Source organism: Bradyrhizobium sp. CB2312 (assembly GCF_029714425.1).
Lineage (GTDB): Bacteria > Pseudomonadota > Alphaproteobacteria > Rhizobiales > Xanthobacteraceae > Bradyrhizobium.
The window spans coordinates 6093040-6111310 of sequence record NZ_CP121668.1 but is presented as its reverse complement, the minus strand read 5'-3'; the positions used below and the strand labels follow the sequence as shown (position 1 = coordinate 6111310).

The 18271-nt window shown below is 64.6% G+C and carries 20 protein-coding genes; 14 read left to right on the top strand and 6 right to left on the bottom strand.

Features of this window, described 5'->3' with window-relative positions; translation table 11 throughout:
- Positions 1–64: 64 nt before the first annotated feature.
- Together QA642_RS30065 and QA642_RS30060 are read left to right on the top strand one after the other, a co-directional pair.
- Positions 65–1300, top strand: a complete 1236-nt coding sequence (locus QA642_RS30065; RefSeq protein ID WP_283080077.1) for a cytochrome P450 — start codon at positions 65–67, stop codon at positions 1298–1300.
- A gap of 86 nt (positions 1301–1386) precedes the next feature.
- Positions 1387–1620, top strand: coding sequence for a hypothetical protein (locus QA642_RS30060; RefSeq protein WP_254124285.1), 234 nt, complete (start codon positions 1387–1389; stop codon positions 1618–1620).
- A 6-nt stretch (positions 1621–1626) separates the two neighbouring features.
- Here the strand turns inward: QA642_RS30060 and QA642_RS30055 are convergent, their stop codons facing one another.
- The gene (locus tag QA642_RS30055; protein ID WP_283080076.1) at positions 1627–2880 is read right to left on the bottom strand and encodes a DUF763 domain-containing protein; all 1254 of its coding nucleotides are present in this window, start codon (positions 2878–2880) and stop codon (positions 1627–1629) included.
- A gap of 123 nt (positions 2881–3003) precedes the next feature.
- On the opposite strand from QA642_RS30055, the gene QA642_RS30050 reads away from it, so the two are divergent.
- The gene (locus QA642_RS30050) at positions 3004–4149 is read left to right on the top strand and encodes a mechanosensitive ion channel domain-containing protein (protein WP_283080075.1); all 1146 of its coding nucleotides are present in this window, start codon (positions 3004–3006) and stop codon (positions 4147–4149) included.
- A gap of 14 nt (positions 4150–4163) precedes the next feature.
- Here QA642_RS30050 and QA642_RS30045 read toward each other — a convergent pair whose 3' ends face one another.
- Together QA642_RS30045 and QA642_RS30040 are read right to left on the bottom strand one after the other, a co-directional pair.
- Positions 4164–4958: an ABC transporter substrate-binding protein gene (locus tag QA642_RS30045; RefSeq protein ID WP_283080074.1), complete on the bottom strand. Its 795-nt coding sequence runs from the start codon at positions 4956–4958 to the stop codon at positions 4164–4166.
- A 10-nt stretch (positions 4959–4968) separates the two neighbouring features.
- Entirely contained in the window at positions 4969–5949 is a 981-nt protein-coding gene (locus tag QA642_RS30040; protein ID WP_283080073.1) for a tripartite tricarboxylate transporter substrate binding protein, read from the bottom strand.
- Positions 5950–6060: 111 nt separating this feature from the next.
- Here QA642_RS30040 and QA642_RS30035 point away from each other — a divergent pair, with 111 nt between their 5' ends.
- The 7 genes from QA642_RS30035 to QA642_RS30005 all read left to right on the top strand — a co-directional run bounded on the left by QA642_RS30035 (position 6061) and on the right by QA642_RS30005 (position 12244).
- Entirely contained in the window at positions 6061–6771 is a 711-nt protein-coding gene (locus QA642_RS30035; RefSeq protein WP_283080072.1) for a TetR/AcrR family transcriptional regulator, read from the top strand.
- Between the two features lie 30 nt (positions 6772–6801).
- Entirely contained in the window at positions 6802–7686 is an 885-nt protein-coding gene (locus QA642_RS30030) for an amidohydrolase family protein (RefSeq protein WP_283080071.1), read from the top strand.
- Positions 7683–8981, top strand: coding sequence for a C4-dicarboxylate transporter DctA (gene dctA, locus QA642_RS30025; protein ID WP_283080070.1), 1299 nt, complete (start codon positions 7683–7685; stop codon positions 8979–8981). Before QA642_RS30030 ends, dctA begins: the two co-directional genes overlap by 4 nt.
- A gap of 67 nt (positions 8982–9048) precedes the next feature.
- On the top strand, positions 9049–9762 hold the full coding sequence (locus QA642_RS30020) for a PIG-L deacetylase family protein (protein ID WP_283080069.1): 714 nt from the start codon (positions 9049–9051) through the stop codon (positions 9760–9762).
- Positions 9759–10442, top strand: coding sequence for a 4-carboxy-4-hydroxy-2-oxoadipate aldolase/oxaloacetate decarboxylase (locus QA642_RS30015; protein ID WP_283080068.1), 684 nt, complete (start codon positions 9759–9761; stop codon positions 10440–10442). The genes QA642_RS30020 and QA642_RS30015 overlap by 4 nt, the downstream gene beginning before the upstream one ends.
- Positions 10443–10460: 18 nt before the next feature.
- Entirely contained in the window at positions 10461–11330 is an 870-nt protein-coding gene (locus tag QA642_RS30010) for an ABC transporter substrate-binding protein (protein WP_283080067.1), read from the top strand.
- Positions 11327–12244 carry a DUF1932 domain-containing protein gene (locus QA642_RS30005; protein WP_283087008.1) on the top strand — a complete coding sequence of 306 codons (918 nt, stop codon included), beginning with the start codon at positions 11327–11329 and terminating at the stop codon, positions 12242–12244. Before QA642_RS30010 ends, QA642_RS30005 begins: the two co-directional genes overlap by 4 nt.
- Here the strand turns inward: QA642_RS30005 and QA642_RS30000 are convergent.
- Both QA642_RS30000 and QA642_RS29995 read right to left on the bottom strand, forming a co-directional pair.
- Complete coding sequence (locus QA642_RS30000; protein WP_283087007.1) at positions 12234–12572, bottom strand: hypothetical protein; 339 nt, start codon at positions 12570–12572, stop codon at positions 12234–12236. The two genes, QA642_RS30005 and QA642_RS30000, sit on opposite strands and share 11 nt — an antisense overlap.
- Before the next feature lie 202 nt (positions 12573–12774).
- Positions 12775–14016: an amidohydrolase family protein gene (locus QA642_RS29995; protein ID WP_283080066.1), complete on the bottom strand. Its 1242-nt coding sequence runs from the start codon at positions 14014–14016 to the stop codon at positions 12775–12777.
- 148 nt (positions 14017–14164) lie between these two features.
- On the opposite strand from QA642_RS29995, the gene QA642_RS29990 reads away from it, so the two are divergent.
- Positions 14165–14581 (top strand): nuclear transport factor 2 family protein, encoded by a 417-nt coding sequence (locus QA642_RS29990; RefSeq protein WP_271572600.1) that lies wholly within the window; start codon positions 14165–14167, stop codon positions 14579–14581.
- On the opposite strand, the gene QA642_RS29985 is transcribed toward QA642_RS29990, so the two are convergent.
- Positions 14578–15336, bottom strand: a complete 759-nt coding sequence (locus tag QA642_RS29985; RefSeq protein WP_283080065.1) for a GntR family transcriptional regulator — start codon at positions 15334–15336, stop codon at positions 14578–14580. The genes QA642_RS29990 and QA642_RS29985 overlap by 4 nt on opposite strands.
- Before the next feature lie 199 nt (positions 15337–15535).
- Here QA642_RS29985 and QA642_RS29980 point away from each other — a divergent pair, with 199 nt between their 5' ends.
- The 3 genes from QA642_RS29980 to QA642_RS29970 are packed head-to-tail and all read left to right on the top strand — an operon-like array spanning position 15536 to position 18234.
- Positions 15536–16393, top strand: coding sequence for an ABC transporter ATP-binding protein (locus tag QA642_RS29980; protein WP_283080064.1), 858 nt, complete (start codon positions 15536–15538; stop codon positions 16391–16393).
- Positions 16393–17169: an ABC transporter permease gene (locus QA642_RS29975; protein WP_283080063.1), complete on the top strand. Its 777-nt coding sequence runs from the start codon at positions 16393–16395 to the stop codon at positions 17167–17169. Before QA642_RS29980 ends, QA642_RS29975 begins: the two co-directional genes overlap by 1 nt.
- Positions 17170–17208: 39 nt before the next feature.
- Positions 17209–18234, top strand: a complete 1026-nt coding sequence (locus QA642_RS29970; RefSeq protein WP_283080062.1) for an ABC transporter substrate-binding protein — start codon at positions 17209–17211, stop codon at positions 18232–18234.
- Positions 18235–18271 lie beyond the last annotated feature (37 nt).

The following is an 18271-nucleotide window of genomic DNA, read 5'->3' as shown; positions in this document are numbered from 1 at the left end:
GCCCTTGCGCCGGCGACCCCACTCACCATCTGGTTGAGGCGCCACCAACCACTCCGGTGATCCTATGGCACCGCGCCTCGATTTCACCAGCGAGACCTTCTTTCGCGATCCGGCCAAGGCCATCGCGGCCCTGCGGACGGCCGGCCCCGTCATCGCAACACGTTTCCCTCTTGTCGGCGACGTCTGGGTCACCACGACCCACGATGCGACCGCGCAGGTGCTGAAGGACAGCACGATCTTCACGCTGCGCAAGGAAGACGGCGACGTTGCGGGCCTGCGCTGGTGGATGCCTGCGCTGGTCAGGACCATCGCCAACAACATGCTGACGATGGACGAGCCGGATCACACCAGGCTGCGCAGCATCGTCGCGATGGAGCCGCGCATCCGCGCCATCGCGGACGGCCTGGCCGATGAGCTGTTTGCGAAGGGGAGCCCGGCTGATCTCGTCCAGAGCTATGCGCGCATCCTGCCGCTCTCGGTGATCTCGGAGCTACTCGGCCTGCCCATGGCCGATCGCCCGCGCTTCATCGCCTGGGCCAATGCGATGTCCTCGCTGACGAACGTGTTCAGCTTCTTTCGGCTCATGTTCGCATTCCGCAAGATGCGCTTCTATCTCGAACAGCAATTGCAGATCGCGCGCGAGCGGGGCGGTGAGGGCCTGATTGCCGAGTTGGTCCAGGTCGAGCGCGAAGGCGGCGAGATCACGCCGGACGAAATGGTCTCGATGGTGTTCCTGCTGCTCGCGGCGGGCTCCGAGACCACCACGCATCTGATTAGCGGCTCGGTTTACGAGCTGCTCAGAAATCCGCGCCTGCGTGACTGGCTGGAACAGGACTGGAGCCGCGCTGGGCTCGCGGTCGAGGAGTTCCTGCGGTTCGTCTCGCCGGTGCAATTTTCAAAACCGCGCTATGTGCGGCGGGATGTCGAGCTCGAAGGCGTGCGGCTGAGGAAAGGCGATCGCGTCATGGTCATGCTCGCGGCGGCGAACATGGATCCGGCGGTACACGAGCAGCCCGAACGGCTCGATCTCGAACGCAAGCCCAACCGGCACATCTCCTTTGGCACGGGAATCCATTTCTGCCTGGGACATCAGCTCGCGCGGATCGAGGGAGCGTGCGCGCTCCAGGCGCTGTTCACCCGCTGGCCGCGGCTTGGCCTCGCGGTCGATGCTTCGCAGATTCACTGGCGCAAGCGGCCGGGCATCCGCGCGATTGCAAAATTGCCCGTCGTCGCCGATGCCGGCGCGAGCCACCGCGCCAATCCGGACCCGGCCAAGGCCGAGTCATTGCTTGCAAGCTGAGGGAACCGTCGTTCCCGCATGCAACCGCGAAACAAACTCCGCGGCGTCGGCGTTGGCCAGATGTGGAAACAATGATGGAGCAATCCATGCCCCACGGCGGCAAGACGCATATCGGTTCAGGCGCGCATGGCAAGGGCGCCGGCAACGGCGCGCTGACGGACATCCCCAAGGACAAGATCGGCGACAACATGATCCTGTCGAACCGCGATAAGGCGCAGCACTCCGACATCAGAGGTATGGACAGCAAATTCATCCAGACCGAACAATATCAGGATCATTCGGCCAACCGGCTCACCGACGACGAGGAGGCCGAAGACTAGGCGCGCTCAGGATCCCGTCGATTTACGCGACGCGACGAGATCGCGTTCCCATCCGAACACGGAGCGGCCGTCGAGTTCCGGCGACGCGGCCCGTTCACCTGCGATGAACGATTCGACCGACGGCCCGCGCGCGGTGCGCTCGAGCCGCCGCGCCTGGTCGTCGAGGCGCTTGATCGCCTGCATCTCTTCCTCGCGTCCGAGCTTTGCGTTCTGGATCGCACCCTTCAACACACGGATGGTCTCGTCATAGACCTTGATCGGGACGGGATAGGGATGCCGGTCCTTGCCGCCATGGGCGAGCGAGAAGCGCGCCGGATCCCTGAAACGATAGGGCGCGCCATGCACGACCTCGGCGACCATCGCCAGCGAGCGCACCGTGCGCGCGCCGACGCCGGGCGTCAGCAACAGTTCCGGGAAATCGACCGGGCCGCGCTCGGCGGCCGCGGCGAGGGTGCCGTGCAGGCGTCGCGCGAACACGTCCTTCGGCCGGACATCGTGATGCGCTGGCATGATGAGGTGCGGCAGCATGGCCTGCGCAGGTTCTGCCGCCGTTCCGCTGAGCCGCTCGAATTCGGTGAGGATGCGATCCGGGCCGAGATCGGAGAGCAGCTCGAGCTGAGCGGTGCGCGAGACATCGGCGCGATGGTCGGTCAGGTTGACGATCTCGCCCTGCTGTGGGCCGTCGATCGCGCTGTGTGGCGCATCGACAAAACTCTTCAGCGCCTCGGAATGCCAGTGATAGCGGCGGGCCTGCCGCTTGTCGCCGTTCATGCCCTGCTGCACGACGGTCCACTTGCCGTCGGCTGTGACGAAGAAGCCGTGGAGATAGAGATCGAAGCCGTCCTGGACGGCGGCACTGTCGACTTTCGCCACCAGACGGCTGGCGCGCGTCAGCTTGGCGCCGTCGAAGCCGACGCGGTCGCCGAGCTGCAACAGCTCGTCCGGCGTCTTGCGCGAATGCTGGCCGCGGCCGCCGCAGACATAGATGCCGAGCTCGTCCTGGAGCGGTCCGAGCCCGCGCTTCAGCGCACCGATCACCGAGGTGGTGATGCCGGAGGAGTGCCAGTCCATCCCCATCACGGCGCCGAACGACTGGAACCAGAACGGGTGCGACAGCCGCTGGAGGAATGCATCGCGTCCGTAATGAAGCACGATCGCCTGCGTGACGATCGCGCCGAGCGAGGCCATGCGACTCGCAAGCCAAGGCGGAACCCGCCCGGTATGGAGAGGAAGATCGGCGCTGCCGGTGCGTCTGGTCATGTACGCTTCAAATTAGCGCAATTCGGCACGGTTGCACCAGGAGAATGCTGCGTTGCGTGACGCAGGGGAGCGAAGCCCCGCGGAACGCGTTGCCGAGCAGCGAATGCAAATCCGGGGACGTGAATGAATTGGCAGGCCCTCATGGCCGACATCGACAAGATGTTCGGGTGGATTCCCTCGTGGATCGTCGGTCTCGGGCTGGTTGCCGGGGCAATCCTGCTTGCGCTGTCGCTCCATCGATTCGCGGCCTGGCTGCTCAACCGCGCTTTCGGAACTCGCCTGCCTCTCATCAGCGTATTCATCGAGCGCACGTCGGGTCCCGCCCAACTGGCCCTTTGCCTTGCCGCGGTCGCATTGGTCCTGCCGCTCGCGCCGCTCGACGACGCGTTCCGCACGCCGTTGACCCGGCTGTTCGTGGTCGCCTTCATCGCGCTGATCGGCTGGATCTCGATCCGGATCGTCGACATGAGCGCGGCGCGCTACTTGCAGAACTATCGCGACGTCACCGAAAACTTCGTCGCGCGCAAGCACGTCACCCAGGTGCGCGTCTTCAAGCGCGTCACCGACATCATCATCGTCATCATCACGGTCTCGACCGCGCTGATGACGTTCGACTCGGTCAGGCAATATGGCGTCAGCCTGTTCGCCTCCGCCGGTGCCGCCGGTATCATCGTCGGCCTCGCCGCACGGCCGCTACTCAGCAATCTGATCGCGGGCCTTCAGATCGCCATCACCCAGCCGATCCGCATCGAGGATGCCGTGATTATCGAGAACGAGTGGGGCTGGGTCGAAGACATCGCCGCGACCTATGTGGTGATCCGGCTGTGGGACTGGCGCCGCATGGTGGTGCCGCTGTCCTATTTCATCGAAAAGCCGTTCCAGAACTGGACCCGTGACACCGCCTCCCTGATCGGCGTGATCGCGCTCCATGTCGACTATCGCGCCGACGTGCCGCGGATCCGGCGCTGGCTGGAGGGCGCGGTAAAGGAATCCAAGCTGTGGGATGGCGCGGTGGTCAATCTCCAGGTGATCGACGCGGATTCGCGCACCATCGAGCTGCGCGCGCTGGTCAGCGCGCGGAATGCGCCGCAATCCTGGGACCTGCGCTGCGAGATGCGGGAGAAGCTGATCGCCTTCATCCGCGACGAGATGCCGGAAGCCCTGCCGCGCGAACGCGCGATCCTGATCCCGCAGGGCGGTGGCGACGACATCGAACTGGTCCAGCACCCCACCGCGCCGGAAAAGATGCGGGCGAGCGCCCACAATTGATTGGCGCGGCTTCCTTATTGAGCCTTGGTCGCGCCGCGGAGGCCGGCCTGTTGCTGGATCGTGTCGAGCGCGCCGGATGACTGCTTTTCGGCCACGAAGCGGTTGAGCAGGGGGAGGGTATCTTCGCGCCCCTTGGGGATCGCGATCGCCATATGCTCGGCGCCCCAATTGCCCTCGAGGATCTTTGCGCCCGGCATCTGGTCGGACATCTCGAACAGCGTCGGCTTGTTGGTGGCGTAGAGATCGATCTCACCGCTACCGAACATGCCGATGGCGACCTTGACGCTTTCGGCGGGGACGATGGTGGCGTTCCTGAACCTGGCGGGCAGGGTGCGCTCGGAGGTCGAGCCCTTGGTGACGCCGATCTTCACGCCCGGCTTGTCGATGTCCTCGATGCTGCCGATCGGCGAATTCGCGGGAACGAGATAGCCGAGCTCGATCGAGAGCACCGGCTGGCTGAAGCTGACCTCATTGGCGCGGGCCGGCGTGGCATTGGTCACGGTAAAATCGACCTGGCCGTCATGGATCGCAGTGACGATGTCGGCGACGCGCTGGAAGCGGACATAGTCGACGCCAACTCCGAGCCGTTTGGCCAGTTCGCCGCCGAGATCGTAGGCGAGGCCGTGCGGCTTGCCGGTGGCATCCGTCACCATCGAGGTCGGGCTGCCCGGATAGATGCCGACGCGCAAGGTGCCGCTCGGCGCCAGCAGCTTTGCCTCGCCATCGGCGCGCGCGGGCGCGCCGAGCAGGGTGACGATTGCGACCGCGAGCAGGGCGATACGCGCAAGGTGAGCGGAGGAGGTCTTCATAGGAAGTGCCTCACTGTGCGCGAATGTCGGCGGCCTTCAGCACCGGCTCCCATTTGGTCGCTTCAGTGTGCATGTAGGCGTCAAAATCCTTGGCGGACGAGCCGACTGGGGCCGCACCGATCTTGCCGAGCGTCGACAGTACGTTCGCATCCTGCAGCGCTGCCTTCAGATCGGTCTCGAGCTTTGCGACGATCTCCGGCGGCATCTTGGCAGGTCCAAGCACGCCCCACCAGACCGAGACGTCGTAGCCGGGGACGCCGGATTCTGCGACGGTCGGGACGTTCGGCAGCGCCTTGGAGCGCTCGGCCGAGGTCACCGCCAGCGCGCGTACCGGGCCGCCTTCGAGCTGGCCGATCGCCTCCGCGAGAGGATTGATGCTGAGCGGGATCTCGCCGGCGATCACGGCGGTCAGCGCCGGCGCGCCGCCCTTGTAGGGGATCGCGACGATCTTGGTGCCGGACATGTATTTGAGCAGCTCGCCGGCGAGATGCGCCGAGGTGCCATTGCCGGACATGCCGTAGGAGAGCTTGTCCGGGTCCTTCTTCGCAGCAGTGAGGAGATCGCCGAGCGTCTTGTAGGGGCTGTCCTTGGCCACCACGATCGCGAGCGGCGAGGAGGCGACTTCGGTGATCGCGGTAAAATCCTTGAACGTGTCGTAGGGCACGCTCGGATAGATGAACTGGTTGAGCGGATGGCCGCTGGCGACCAGGATCAGCGTGTAGCCGTCCGGCGCAGCCTGCGTCAGCGCCTGCGAGGCGACGATGCCGCCGGCGCCGGGGCGGTTGTCGATCACCGGCTGCTGGCCCCAGGTTTTTGCGAGCGCCTGTCCCAACGTGCGGGCGAGGACGTCGACCGCGCCGCCGGCGGCGTATGGCACCAGGATATGAACGGGCTTGCTCGGATAAGTTTCGGCAGCCTGCGCGGCGCCGCCCGCCAGCAGCAGACCGGCACCCAGCATTAGACCGCCGATTGTCTTGTTCAAACCCAGCATTCCCAGCACTCCTTGCGGGCATTTGCGCCTGACGGCGTCTCCGAGCCGTCCTGACGCTGCCCATGGTTTTTGTTGACGAGACCTGATCTTTTGTACGATAGTACAAATCACATGGTACGCAAGCCCACCAGCAAGGAAACGGCCCGCAAGCCGAACATGCGCGAGGCGATCCTCGCCGCGGCGGAAGAGCTGTTCGCCACCAACGGCTTCAACGCCGTCTCGGTGCGCGATATCGCCCAGGCCGCCGGAGCCAATCCCGGCAGCGTCACCTATCATTTCAAGACCAAGGACGGCCTGCTGCTGGAGATCTACCGGCGCCATTGCGGGCCGATGAATTTGCGCCGCTCCGAGCTGCTGGCCGCAGCAAAACGCGTGCGCGATCTCCAGGACCGGCTGGAAGCGATCGTTCGCGCCTATATTGTGCCGGCCTTCACCTCCGGCAGCGATCTCGCCGGCGGGGGCGCACGCTTCACGCGCCTGCGCGCCGTGATGTCCGCCGAGGGCAACGAAGTCGCGCGAAAAATCATCGCGCAGACCTTCGACGACACCAGCCATGCCTTCATCGACGCGATCCACGAGAGCCTGCCGCACATTCCGCGCACCGACATCGTCTGGCGCAGCCACTTCCTGCTCGGCGCACTCTATTATTCGCTGGTGACGCCGGACCGCGTCTCGCGCCTGTCGCGCGGCGAGGCCGACGGCAGCGATGCCGCGGGCGCGATCGAGCAACTGGTGCAGGCGACCGTTGCCGCGTTCCAGGCGCCGGCGCTCGATCAGGCCGCGCCGGCACGGCGGCGAGCGGTCGTCAGCAGCAAGACTTGAAAGCAGCGCTCACGTTCGGCGGCTTACCTGATGACCATGATGTACACGCCGACCATTCCGCCGCCCGATCCGAACACGCGCACGCCGAAGTTCAAGTTGCCAAAACTGTCGTGCGATGCGCATTGCCACATCTTCGGGCCCGGCGCGAAATATCCTTACGCGCCCGATCGGTCCTACACGCCGCCGGATGCGCCGCTGGAGGATTTTCGTGCGCTGCACGCCAAGCTCGGCGTCGAGCGGGCCGTCATCGTCAATGCCAGCGTGCACGGCACCGACAATACGGTGGCGCTCGATGCGATCGCGCAGAGCAATGGCGCCTACCGCGCTGTCGCCAATATCGACGACACCATCACCGAGCGCGAGCTTCGTGTGCTGCACGAGGGTGGGTTCCGCGGTTGCCGTTTCAATTTCGTCCACCATCTCGGTGGCGTTCCCGACAAGAACGTGTTCAACCGCATCATCGCGATGGTCGCGCCGCTCGGCTGGCACATCGACCTGCACTTCGATGCGATCGATCTGCCTGAATATGCCGACATGCTGACCAGGCTGCCGCTGAGCTACACCATCGACCATATGGGCCGGGTGAAGGCTTCCGAAGGGCTCGACCAACTACCGTTCAGGATTTTGATCGAGCTGATGCAGCGCGACGAGAAGTGCTGGGTCAAGATCTGCGGCTCGGAGCGGGTCTCCTCAGCCGGTCCACCCTTCACCGACGCGGTGCGATTCGCGCGAAAAATCGTCGAGACCGCGCCGGACCGCGTCATCTGGGGCACCGACTGGCCGCATCCCAACGTCAAGGTGATGCCGAATGACGGCGACCTCGTCGATCTGATCCCGCTGTTCGCGCCGGAGCCGGAGCTCCAGCAAAAAATCCTCGTCGACAATCCCGCGCGCCTGTTCGAGTTCGATCAATGACCGCGATGGCGATCGACAAGCCGCGTGGCCGCGCCTGGTGGAGGGAGCTCTGGATCCAGGTGCTCATCGCCATGGCGGCCGGCATCGCGCTTGGGATCGTCAGCCCCGAGGCGGGCGCGAAGATGCAGCCGCTAGGGGATGCCTTCATCAAGGCGATCCGGATGCTGATCGCGCCGATCATCTTCTGCACCGTCGTGCACGGCATTGCCCATATGGCCGACATGGCGCGGGTCGGGCGCGTCGCGGTGAAGGCGATCATCTATTTCGAGATCATGACGACGATTGCGCTGATCATCGGTCTCGTCGCGGTGAATCTGCTGAGGCCCGGCGTCGGCATGAACATCGATCCCGCCAGTATCAATGCCAGCGCCATCGAGCCTTATGTCAAGCAGACCGGCGCGATCGGCTTCGTGCCGTTCCTGATGAACATTGTGCCGGCGACGTTCATCGGCGCCTTTGCGGAAGGCAACATCCTCCAGGTGCTGTTCATCTCCGTGCTGTGCGGCTTCGCGCTGGTGCAGCTCGGCGATCGGGCCGCGCCGCTGGTCCATCTGATCGACATCGCGGCGAAAATGGTCTTCGCCGTCGTCGGCTTCGTGATGTGGGCGGCGCCGATCGGCGCGTTCGGCGCCATCGCCTTTACGGTCGGCAAGTTCGGCGCGGGTTCGCTGGCCTCGCTCGGCAAGCTGCTCGGCGGCTTCTATCTCACCTGCGTGGTCTTTATCATCGTGGCGCTCGGCCCCATCGCGCGGCTCTGCGGCTTCTCGCTGCTCAAGCTGATCCGCTACATCTGGGAAGAGCTGCTGATCTGCATCGCTACGACGTCGTCCGAGACGGTGCTGCCGCGAATGCTGACCAAGCTGGAGAAGGCCGGCTGCGAGAAGAGCGTGGTGGGGCTGGTGATCCCGACCGGCTATTCGTTCAATCTCGACGGCACTTGTCTCTATCTCGCCGCCGCCTCGGTATTCCTGGCACAGGCGACTAACACGCCGTTCGGGCTCGCCGAGCAGATCGAGCTTTTGCTGATCCTGCTCGTGACCTCCAAGGGTGCGGCCGGGATCGCGGGTGCGGCCTTCGTCGTGCTGGCGGCGACGCTGTCGGCGACCGGCTCCATTCCGGTGACGAGCGTCGCGCTGGTGCTCGGCATTCACCGCCTGATGTCGCAGGGGCTGACGCCGACCAATCTGATCGGGAACGCGGTTGCGACCATCGCGATTGCCAAATGGGAAGGCGCGCTCGACGGCGAGCGGTTGAAGCGCGTGCTCGACGGCGAGCAACCTGCCGCCGCGGCTTGAATGAACCGGCTTCCTGCATGACGCAGGCAGCCGAAATGCCTACGAACGAAAGAGGGGAGTTTGTCCCATGAAAACAGGTCTTGTCGTCACCGCCCATCCTGGCGATTTCGTCTGGCGCGCCGGCGGCGCCATCGCGCTGCATGCGAAGAAGGGCTATCGCATGAAGATCGTGTGCATGTCCTTCGGCGAGCGCGGCGAGAGCCAGTTCGCCTGGAAGGAGAAGGGTGCGACGCTGGAATCGGTCAAGGCCGGCCGCAAGGACGAGGCGGAGCGGGCGGCCAAGCTGTTAGGTGCCGAGATCGAGTTCTTCGATTGCGGCGACTATCCGCTCAAGCTGACCGAAGCGCATTTCGACCGCATGGTCGATATCTACCGCGAGCTCAATCCGAGCTTCGTGCTGACTCACGCACTGGAAGACCCCTATAATTTCGACCATCCGAACGCGGCGCATTTCGCCCAGGAGACGCGCGTGGTCGCGCAGGCCATGGGCCACAAGCCCGGCGCGCAGTACAAATATTCGGCGCCGCCCGTGTTCCTGTTCGAGCCGCACCAGCCCGAGCAGTGCAACTACAAGCCGGACCTGCTGCTCAAGATCGACGAGGTCTGGACGCAGAAGTACGAGGCGTTCCAGATCCTCGCGGCGCAGAAGCATCTCTGGGGCTATTACGAGCGCGTCGCGCTCAACCGCGGCATCCAGGGCAGCCGCAATACCGGCGTGCCCATGACCTATGGCGAGGCCTATCAGCGCCTGTTCCCGACCGTTGCTGAGGAGCTCGTATGAAGCCCGTCGTCGTTCGCAACATCAAGCGCGCCGATCCCGCCGGCATGGCGGAATACGGCGTCTCGACCGTGCACGAGGCCTATGGCCGTATCGGGCTGATGAAGCCCTATCTGCGTCCGATCTGGGCGGGGGCGTCGATTGCCGGCCCCGCGGTCACCGTGCTGGCGCAGCCCGGCGACAATTGGATGATCCATGTCGCGGTCGAGCAGTGCAAAAAGGGCGACATCCTCGTCGTCGGCTGCACCACCGACAATACCGACGGCATGTTCGGCGAGCTGCTGGCGACCTCGCTCCAGGCGCGGGGCGTGCAGGGATTGATCATCGACGCCGGCTGCCGCGACGTCAAAGCGCTGCACGAGATGAACTTTCCGGTGTGGTCGCGCGCGGTTTCGGCCAAGGGCACGGTGAAGGCGACGCTCGGCTCGGTCAACGTTCCCGTAGTTTGCGCCGGCGTCAATGTCGATCCCGGCGACATCATTGTCGCCGATGACGACGGCGTCGTCGTGGTGCCGAAGCGCTATGCGGCCGAGGTCGCGGAGAAGGCCAGGAAGCGCAACGCGGACGAAGGCGGCAAGCGCAAGCGTCTCGCCTCGGGCGAGCTGGGCCTCGACATGTACAACATGCGAGAAGCGCTGGCGAAGGCCGGTCTCATCTACGTCGACAATCCCGAGGACATGTAAGGCAAGCGGAGCGGGCGGATGGATCGTCTCAAGCTGAAGGCCGTGCTCGGCAGTCACCCCCATGTCCAGGCGGTGAAGAGCGGCGCGCTCCGCTCCGACCTTTTCGATCTCGACTTTGTCGAGTACACGCCGACCAACACGGCATTCAAGCCGATGGTGCGCGAGCAGGCCTTCGACGTCTGCGAGATGGCGATCGTCACCTATCTGATGGCAAAGGCGCACGGCAAGCCGCTGGTGCTGCTGCCGGCGACCATGCTCGGCCGCTTCCAGCATGCCTACGCCCTCTACAATCCCGCGAAGGGGCTGCTCGGGCCGTCCGATCTCGAAGGCAAGCGCGTCGGCATCCGCTCCTTCACGACGACGACCGGCGCTTGGATCAGGGGCATCCTCGCCAACGACTACGGCGTCAACCTCGACAAGATCAACTGGGTGACGTCCGAGGATCCGCACGTCGCCGAATATGTCGATGCCACCGAGCGCGCGCCAAAGGACAAGAAGGTCTTGCAGATGCTCATCGACGGCGAGCTCGATGCCGTCCTTGGTGAGACGTCTGATAATCCCAAGCTGAAGCCGCTCTTCCCCGATCCCTCTGCGGAGGCCGCCAAATGGTACGCGCGGCGCGGTGTCGTCCCGGTCAATCATCTCGTGGTCGTGACCGCCAGCCTCGCGAAATCGCGTCCCGATGTGGTCGTGGGCGTCTATGATCTGCTCAAGCGGAACAAGCTGCAGATGGGCGTTGCGACGACACCCGACCTCGTACCGTTCGGGATCGAGGCGAACCGAAAGCCGTTGGAGCTGATCGTCGACTACGCATTCCAGCAGGCGCTGATCCCGCGCCGCTATGCGGTCGAGGAGCTGTTCGACGAGACGACACGAGGATTGAACTGATGGCGGATCCGAGACGGTGGCAGATCGGGCTGGTCGGCTATGGCGAGGTCGGCAGGATCTTGGCCGAGGATTTGCGCCAGCAGGACATCAAGGTCGCAGCCTATGACATCAAGCTCGGAGGCGAGCAGGGCGCGCCGCTGACTGAGCATGCGGCGAAGCACGGCGTGGCGCTCGCGGCGTCTCACGCCGAGCTGACCGTAAAATCCGATTTCATCATCTCTGCCGTCACCGCGAGCCAGGCCGTTCCGGTCGCAAAGGCCTGCGCGGCCGCGATCAACCAGGGCACCTGGTTTCTCGATTTCAATTCAGCCTCGCCCGGCGCCAAGCAGCGCGCCGCTGCGTTGATCGACGGTGCCGCCGGGCGCTACGTCGAGGGCGCCGTCATGACCTCGGTGCCGCCTTATCGCATCAAGGTCCCGCTGCTGCTCGGTGGTCCCGGCGCGAAGGAGCTCGAGCCGCTGCTGAATGCGATCGGCTTTGCGGCGAAGGTTGCGAGCGACAAGTTAGGTGTGTCCTCGGCCGTCAAGATGTGCCGCAGCATCATGATCAAGGGCCTTGAGGCCATGGTCATCGAAAGCTTCACCACCGCACGCGCCTATGGCGTCGAGGATGCGGTGCTGGCTTCGCTGGCGGAAACGTTTCCCGCCATCAATTGGGAGAAGCAGGGCGCCTATTTCTTCCAGCGCGTGATCGAGCACGGCCGCCGCCGTGCCGAGGAGGTGCGCGAAGTCGCCGAGACCGTGCGCGAGGCGGGGCTGACGCCGTGGTCGGCGCAGGGCACGGCCGAGCGCCAGGCGTGGGTTGCCGATCTCGCCGATGAAGGGCTGTTTGGCACGAAGGGAACGAAGGAGTTCGCCCGCAGCGCCGATTGGCGCACCGAGGCGGACCGCATCCTCGCGAAGATCAGGCGCTGACCGCGCGCGTTCGGCCCAGGGTGTTGCCGCCGTCGCCATAGCCGGAAATTTCGTCGCGCGCTTGCTCGATCAAGCCGATCAGGCTCTTGGCCTTGCGGACGACCTCGGTGCTGTGCTCGGCGCGGAACTCGGTCAGGATCACGCGAATGCACTTGTCGGCCGTATCGAGCGCCAAGAGCGCGTGAGCCATCTCGCCCTCCGTCCGGATCGCCGAGACATCGAGGCCCGACAGTACTTCGCCGATGCCGTTCAATCGCTTGATGGCCGTCTCGGCGGGCGTGCTGGCCCGAATCGACTGATAGTCGATGCTGCCGAATGCGCTGAACAAATCCATAACTTCCTCAGAGAACGCTGATCAGAGCGCCCTGTAGTATGATCCTGCAGGCCCAATGTGCAATGCGCACGGCTACGGTCCGGAATTCTACCGGGTTCGGATTTTGTGAGCGATTGCAGCCGAAAGCGGATGGATGCAGCGCAATGAGGATGCGCGCCTCCCGACCATCTTACCGTCGGAACCGCGCGGCGGTGGTTCAGTGCTCGGGCCGGAACAGTGCCGGGCGCTGCCGTTCAAACGTCTGCCGGCCGCGCTTGAACCCCATCACGACATCCGGCAGCTCGGCGATGGCAAAACGGCTGTCTTGGGTGTCGAGCACGACGAGATCGGCAGGGTTGCCGACTTTGATGCCGTAGTCGCCAAGATTCATCAGCCGGGCCGGCAGCTCGGTCACGAGATCGAGGCAGGTGTCGAAATCGCTGACCGCGGCGTGCGCGACATTGGCGTAAAAGTTCGCCATGCGCAGCAGCGAGGCGTCGCCGAACGGCGTGAAGGGATTGAGCACGTTGTTGGTCGCGACCGAGCACAGCACGCCGTCGCCGGCGAGCTTGTGGGCCAGCGTCAACCCGCGCGGCGCGTTGTGGGTGGCTTCGCGGCCCATGAGGTAGAGATCGGTCGCCGGCAACACGGTGACGGCAACGCCCGCTTTCGCCAGTTGCGCTGTGGCGGCCTTCAGCCGCTCCGGCGGCAATGCCGAGAGCTTTGTCGCATGGCCGATCGCGACGCGTCCCCCATAGTTGCGCCGCTCGGTCTGCCGGCAGACTTCGTCGAGATGCCACCAGGAGGGATCGAGGTCGAAGTCGAGATGGAGGTCGACGTCGACGTCGAATTCCTGCGCAAGATCGAAGATGCGCGCGAGATGGGCGTTCGGGTCGGTGTCCATGTAGGGGCAGCCGCCGACCGCTTCGCCGCCATCGCGCAGCGCCTGGACCAGCAGCTCCTCGGCGCCGGGATCGTTGGTCAGGCCTTCCTGCGGGAAGACGCAGAGCTGCAGGTCAATCGCCCAGGCATAGTCACGCTTCAGCGCCTTGACCGCTTCAAAGCCGCGGAGGCCAATGCGCGGGTCGATCTCGACATGCGTGCGCATCCGCGTCGTGCCGTGCACGATCGCTCGCTCGAGCACTTTTGCCCCGCGCGTGTAGACGTCCTTGATGGTAAAATCCTTCTTCATGCCGGCCACGGCACGGATCGCTTCCGAGACGCTGCCGTGATCGTGCCCGCAGCGGCCGAGCAGGCAGGCCTTGTCGAGATGAATGTGGGTGTCGACGAAGCCGGGCAGGGTCAGATGCCCGCCGAGATCGATTTCGACGGCCTCACAGGCGAGCTTTGGCTCGATCGCGGCAATGTGGCCGCTCTTCACACCGATATCGACGGGTGCGGCGGATGAGCGCAACAGCGCGTTGCGGAAGATCAGGTCGAAGGCGGCTTGGGTGGTCATGGCGGCGGATTCAGCTGTGATAGCCTAGCGGAAGCTGGAGGAGCGGGCAGCTCTAGATTGTGTGCAGTGGAGGCATCAAACTGTCCAAAAAATATGCATGCACTTTGAGGTCTGAATTGTAGAGTACCGGCACCACGGAGAACCCGTCATGTCCACCCCCGCCAAAGCCGAACGCCCGATGACCGACGCCGAGATCGTGGAGGCCTATCTGACGGCCTCCATGATACCCGATCCCGACGCAGCGGCAGCCTATATGAAGCCGGGGACGGTGATCACGTTCACCGGCGGGCGCGAGTTCGATCATCCGCGCGGGCCGACCGGCTTCAATGCGAAGCGCTATCGCTGGGTCAAGAAGAAGATGGACCGGTTCGACGTCTGCCCCGGCGCCGACGAAACGGTCGTCTACAGCGTCGGCACGCTCTATGGCGAGTGGATGGACGGTACGCCGTTCGAGGGCAATCGCTATGTCGATCGCTTCGTCGTGAGGGGCGGGCAGATCGTGAAGATGGATGTCTGGAACGACAGTGCCGAGCGCATCCTCGTCCAGCGCGGCATCGAAGCCTAACCTCTTCTCGCAATCTTCGGCAGCTTGACGACGCGGTCGCTCGTCACCTCGTCGGCATAGGGCGCGAGAATATCGAGCAGGTCGCGGCCGCGCTGCGGAGTGGGGGCGACCAGCGCGCGATTGGCCACGGAATCCAGGTGATGATGCATCAAGTCCATTACCTTGGCCTCGTCGCCCTTGGCGAGCGCCGAGATGATGGCGCGGTGCTCATTGATGGCGCATTCGGTCGAATGCGGCCGGCTGTAGAGCGACAGCGTCAGGCAGCAGCGATAGGCGACCTCACTGACATAACGCACCAGGATCGGGCTGTTCGTCATCTGCGCGAGCAGGATGTGGAATTCGGTGGCGAGTCGGATCGAGACCGCATCCGTGCCGCCGCGCGCGCGGTCCTCGGCATCGACATGGGCGTTCAGCTCGGCGATCTGGGGCTTGGTCAGCTTGCCCGCGAGCTGGCGGACGACAAGGCGCTCGAGCTCGATGCGGATGTCGAAGGCATCTCGCGCCTCCTGCCAGCTCGGCGTCGCCACCACCGCGATGCGGTTGCGGCGCAGCTCGACCAGGCCCTCGGCGGCGAGCTGCCCCAGTGCATGGCGGGCAATGGTGCGGCTGACGCCGAAACGCTCGCCGAGCGAATCCTCCGGCAGCTTGGCGCCAGGCTCGAGTGCCTGCTCGATGATCGCACGCCGGAGCGCGCGGCAGATCACGCTGACCTTGTCGGACGATTCAGAAGTCTTGCTGGTGGGGCGCGCCGCCATCGGCGAATCCTTGAGGGGAAGGGTCGAAGGCTCTCTTTAGCATAGACCTGCGCCAATCCAGCGCACCAATTGCATGCAGTTTGGTGCCTGGATTGCCCAAACCGAATCCGGCCGATCGGCGCGTCGATTGGTCAAATCATTGATTTTGGTGGAATGGACGGCTGGCATCCAGCTTGCATGCACTTTGGCTGTGATGCGCATGCAACCTAACGACCAGTTTGACGGCCGGCCCGTTCCCGAAGGCACCGCCGTCACCGCAATCGAGCTGTCCGAGGCCTCCGTGACCTTCGGGCGCGGCGATCGCGCCGTGCCCGCTCTGTCGAAGACCAGCTTGCGGATCGCCGATGGCGAGTTTGTCGCACTGGTCGGCCCGTCCGGATGCGGCAAATCGACCATTTTGCGTCTCGTCAGCGGCCTGGTGCAGCCGACCAGCGGCGTCGTCATCGTCGGCGGCCGCGAGGTGGCGGCGCGGGCGATGCGGGTCGGCATGGCCTTCCAGAACCCGACCATGCTGCCGTGGATGACGATCGAGCGGAACATCATGCTGCCGCTGAAGATCGTCGAGCCGTTCCGCTCGAACTTCCGCAGACTGCGCAAGACCGAGTTTCGCGACAAGGCCAACGCACTGCTGGAGCAGGTCGGCCTCAAGGGCTTCGGCAACCGTTATCCCTGGCAGCTCTCCGGCGGCATGCTCCAGCGCGCCAATCTCTGCCGCGCGCTGATCCACGAGCCGCGTATGCTGCTGCTCGATGAGCCTTTCGGCGCGCTCGATCAGTTCACACGCGAGGAGCTGTGGGCGATCCTCCAGAACCTCTGGATGACGCACAAGCCGACCGTGCTGCTGGTGACGCACGATTTGCGCGAGGCCGGCTTCCTTGCCAGCCGCATCTGCGTGATGAGCGCGCGTCCCGGCCGCATTCTCGACGACAGCCGCGTCGAGTTCGCGCGGCCGCGCACCGTCGCCATGACGTTCGAGCCGGATTTCGTCGCGCTGAACCAGAAGCTGCGCGCCTTCATCGAGGATGCGCGCAGCGCGGCTGAGCAGGGGGCAGGCTGATGTTCGGGATCGATGTCAGGCAGAAGGCGTGGTCGGCGGGACTGATCGTGCTGTTCTTCGTCGCCTGGGAATTGTTCTGCCTGATGACGGGTATGTCGGACCTGGTACTGCCACGGCCCTCGCAGGTGTTCGTGACGCTGGTGCAGCGCTTCCCGGTGCTGTGGCCGCACATCGTGCAGACGCTCGCCACCACCATGTTCGGCTTCGTCCTTGGCGTCGCTCTCGGTGTCGCCCTCGGCGCCATCATCGGCGTCTCCAGGACAGCCTATGACACCTGCTATCCGCTGCTGATCGGTTTCTCCTCAATCCCCAAGGTCGCGGTGGTGCCGATCTTTGTGCTGTGGTTCGGCTCCGGCACCGTGCCGGCGGTGCTGACCGCGCTGTCGATCTGCTTCTTCCCGATCGTGGTCAACATCGCCACGGGCCTTGCGACCACCGAGCCCGAGCTCGAGGACGTCTTGAAGGCCCTCGGCGCCAGCAAGACCGACATTCTCTGGAATGTCGGTCTGCCCAGAACCATGCCGTTCTTCTTCGCTTCGCTGAAGGTCGCGATCTCCTATGCTTTCGTCGGCGCGGTGCTGTCGGAGACCGTCGCCTCCAACCGCGGCATCGGCAACGTCATGATGACCGCGTCCTCGAATTTCAACGTGCCGCTGGTGTTCGCCGGCCTGTTCGTGCTCGCCGGTCTCGGCGTCGCGCTCTACGTGGTGTTCTCGCTGATCGAGGGGCAGGTCACCGGCTGGGCCACGCGCAAGAACGACGTCATCGCCACCTGAAATCCCGAACCGTCACGCAACGAAGCTGAGGAGGTCTCGATGTTGAGAAAAGTAACTGTCGCGCTGCTGGGACTGGCCCTGTCCGCAGGCGCCGCCACGGCCGAGGAAACCACCATCAAGTTCACGCTGGGCTGGAAGACGCAAGGCAGCGACGCCGCGTTCTTCTACGCCAAGGACAACGGCTTCTTCAAGGAGGAAGGCCTCAACGTCATCATCGACCAGGGCGAGGGCTCCGGCGCCACCGTCACGCGCGTGATGTCGGGCGCCTACGACGCCGGCTTCGGCGACGTCAACGCCATCATCCAGAACGCCTCGACCAAGCCGCAGGAGGCGCCCGTCATGGTCTACATGATGTGGAACCAGCCGCCATTCGCGATCGTCGCCAAGAAGACCAGCGGCATCAACACCATCAAGGATTTCGAGGGCCACACCCTCGGCGGCGCGCAGGGCACGCCGACCACGCGGCTCTTGCCCGTGTTCACCCGCAAGAACGGGCTCGACGGCGAGAAGATCAAGATCTCCAACATGGCCCCGAACCTGCAGGAGCCGATGCTGATCAAGGGCGACATCGATGCCGCCCTCGTGTTCAACATCACCAGCTACTTCAACCTCGTGCTCAACCGCCAGGACCCGGACAAGGACTTCAAATGGTTCTCGTTCGGTGAGTACGGCCTCGACCTCTATTCCAACGGCGTCATGGTCTCCAAGAAGCTGATCGCGTCGAACCCGAAGGCCGTGGCCGGCCTCGTCCGCGCCATCAACAAGGGCGCCATCGCGGTCGCCAAAGACCAGAATGCCGGCATGAAGGCGGCGCTGAACTACGACAATCTGATCGACGTCGCCGTCGAGAAGCGCCGGCTGCAATATTCCTTCGACAAGCTGATCGTCTCGCCGGAGATGAAGGAGATCGGTATCGGCGATATCAAGGACGACCGCATGACGCGCGCCATCGGCATCGTGGTCGAGGGCTATCAGCTCGCCCGTGCCCCGACCCCGGCGGAGGTCTTCTCGCGCGAATTCCTGCCGCCGCGCACGGAGCGGGAGTTGGTGTATACTGCCAACTGAATTTCGGAGGGACGGTCATGGCCACGGAGATTTCGGC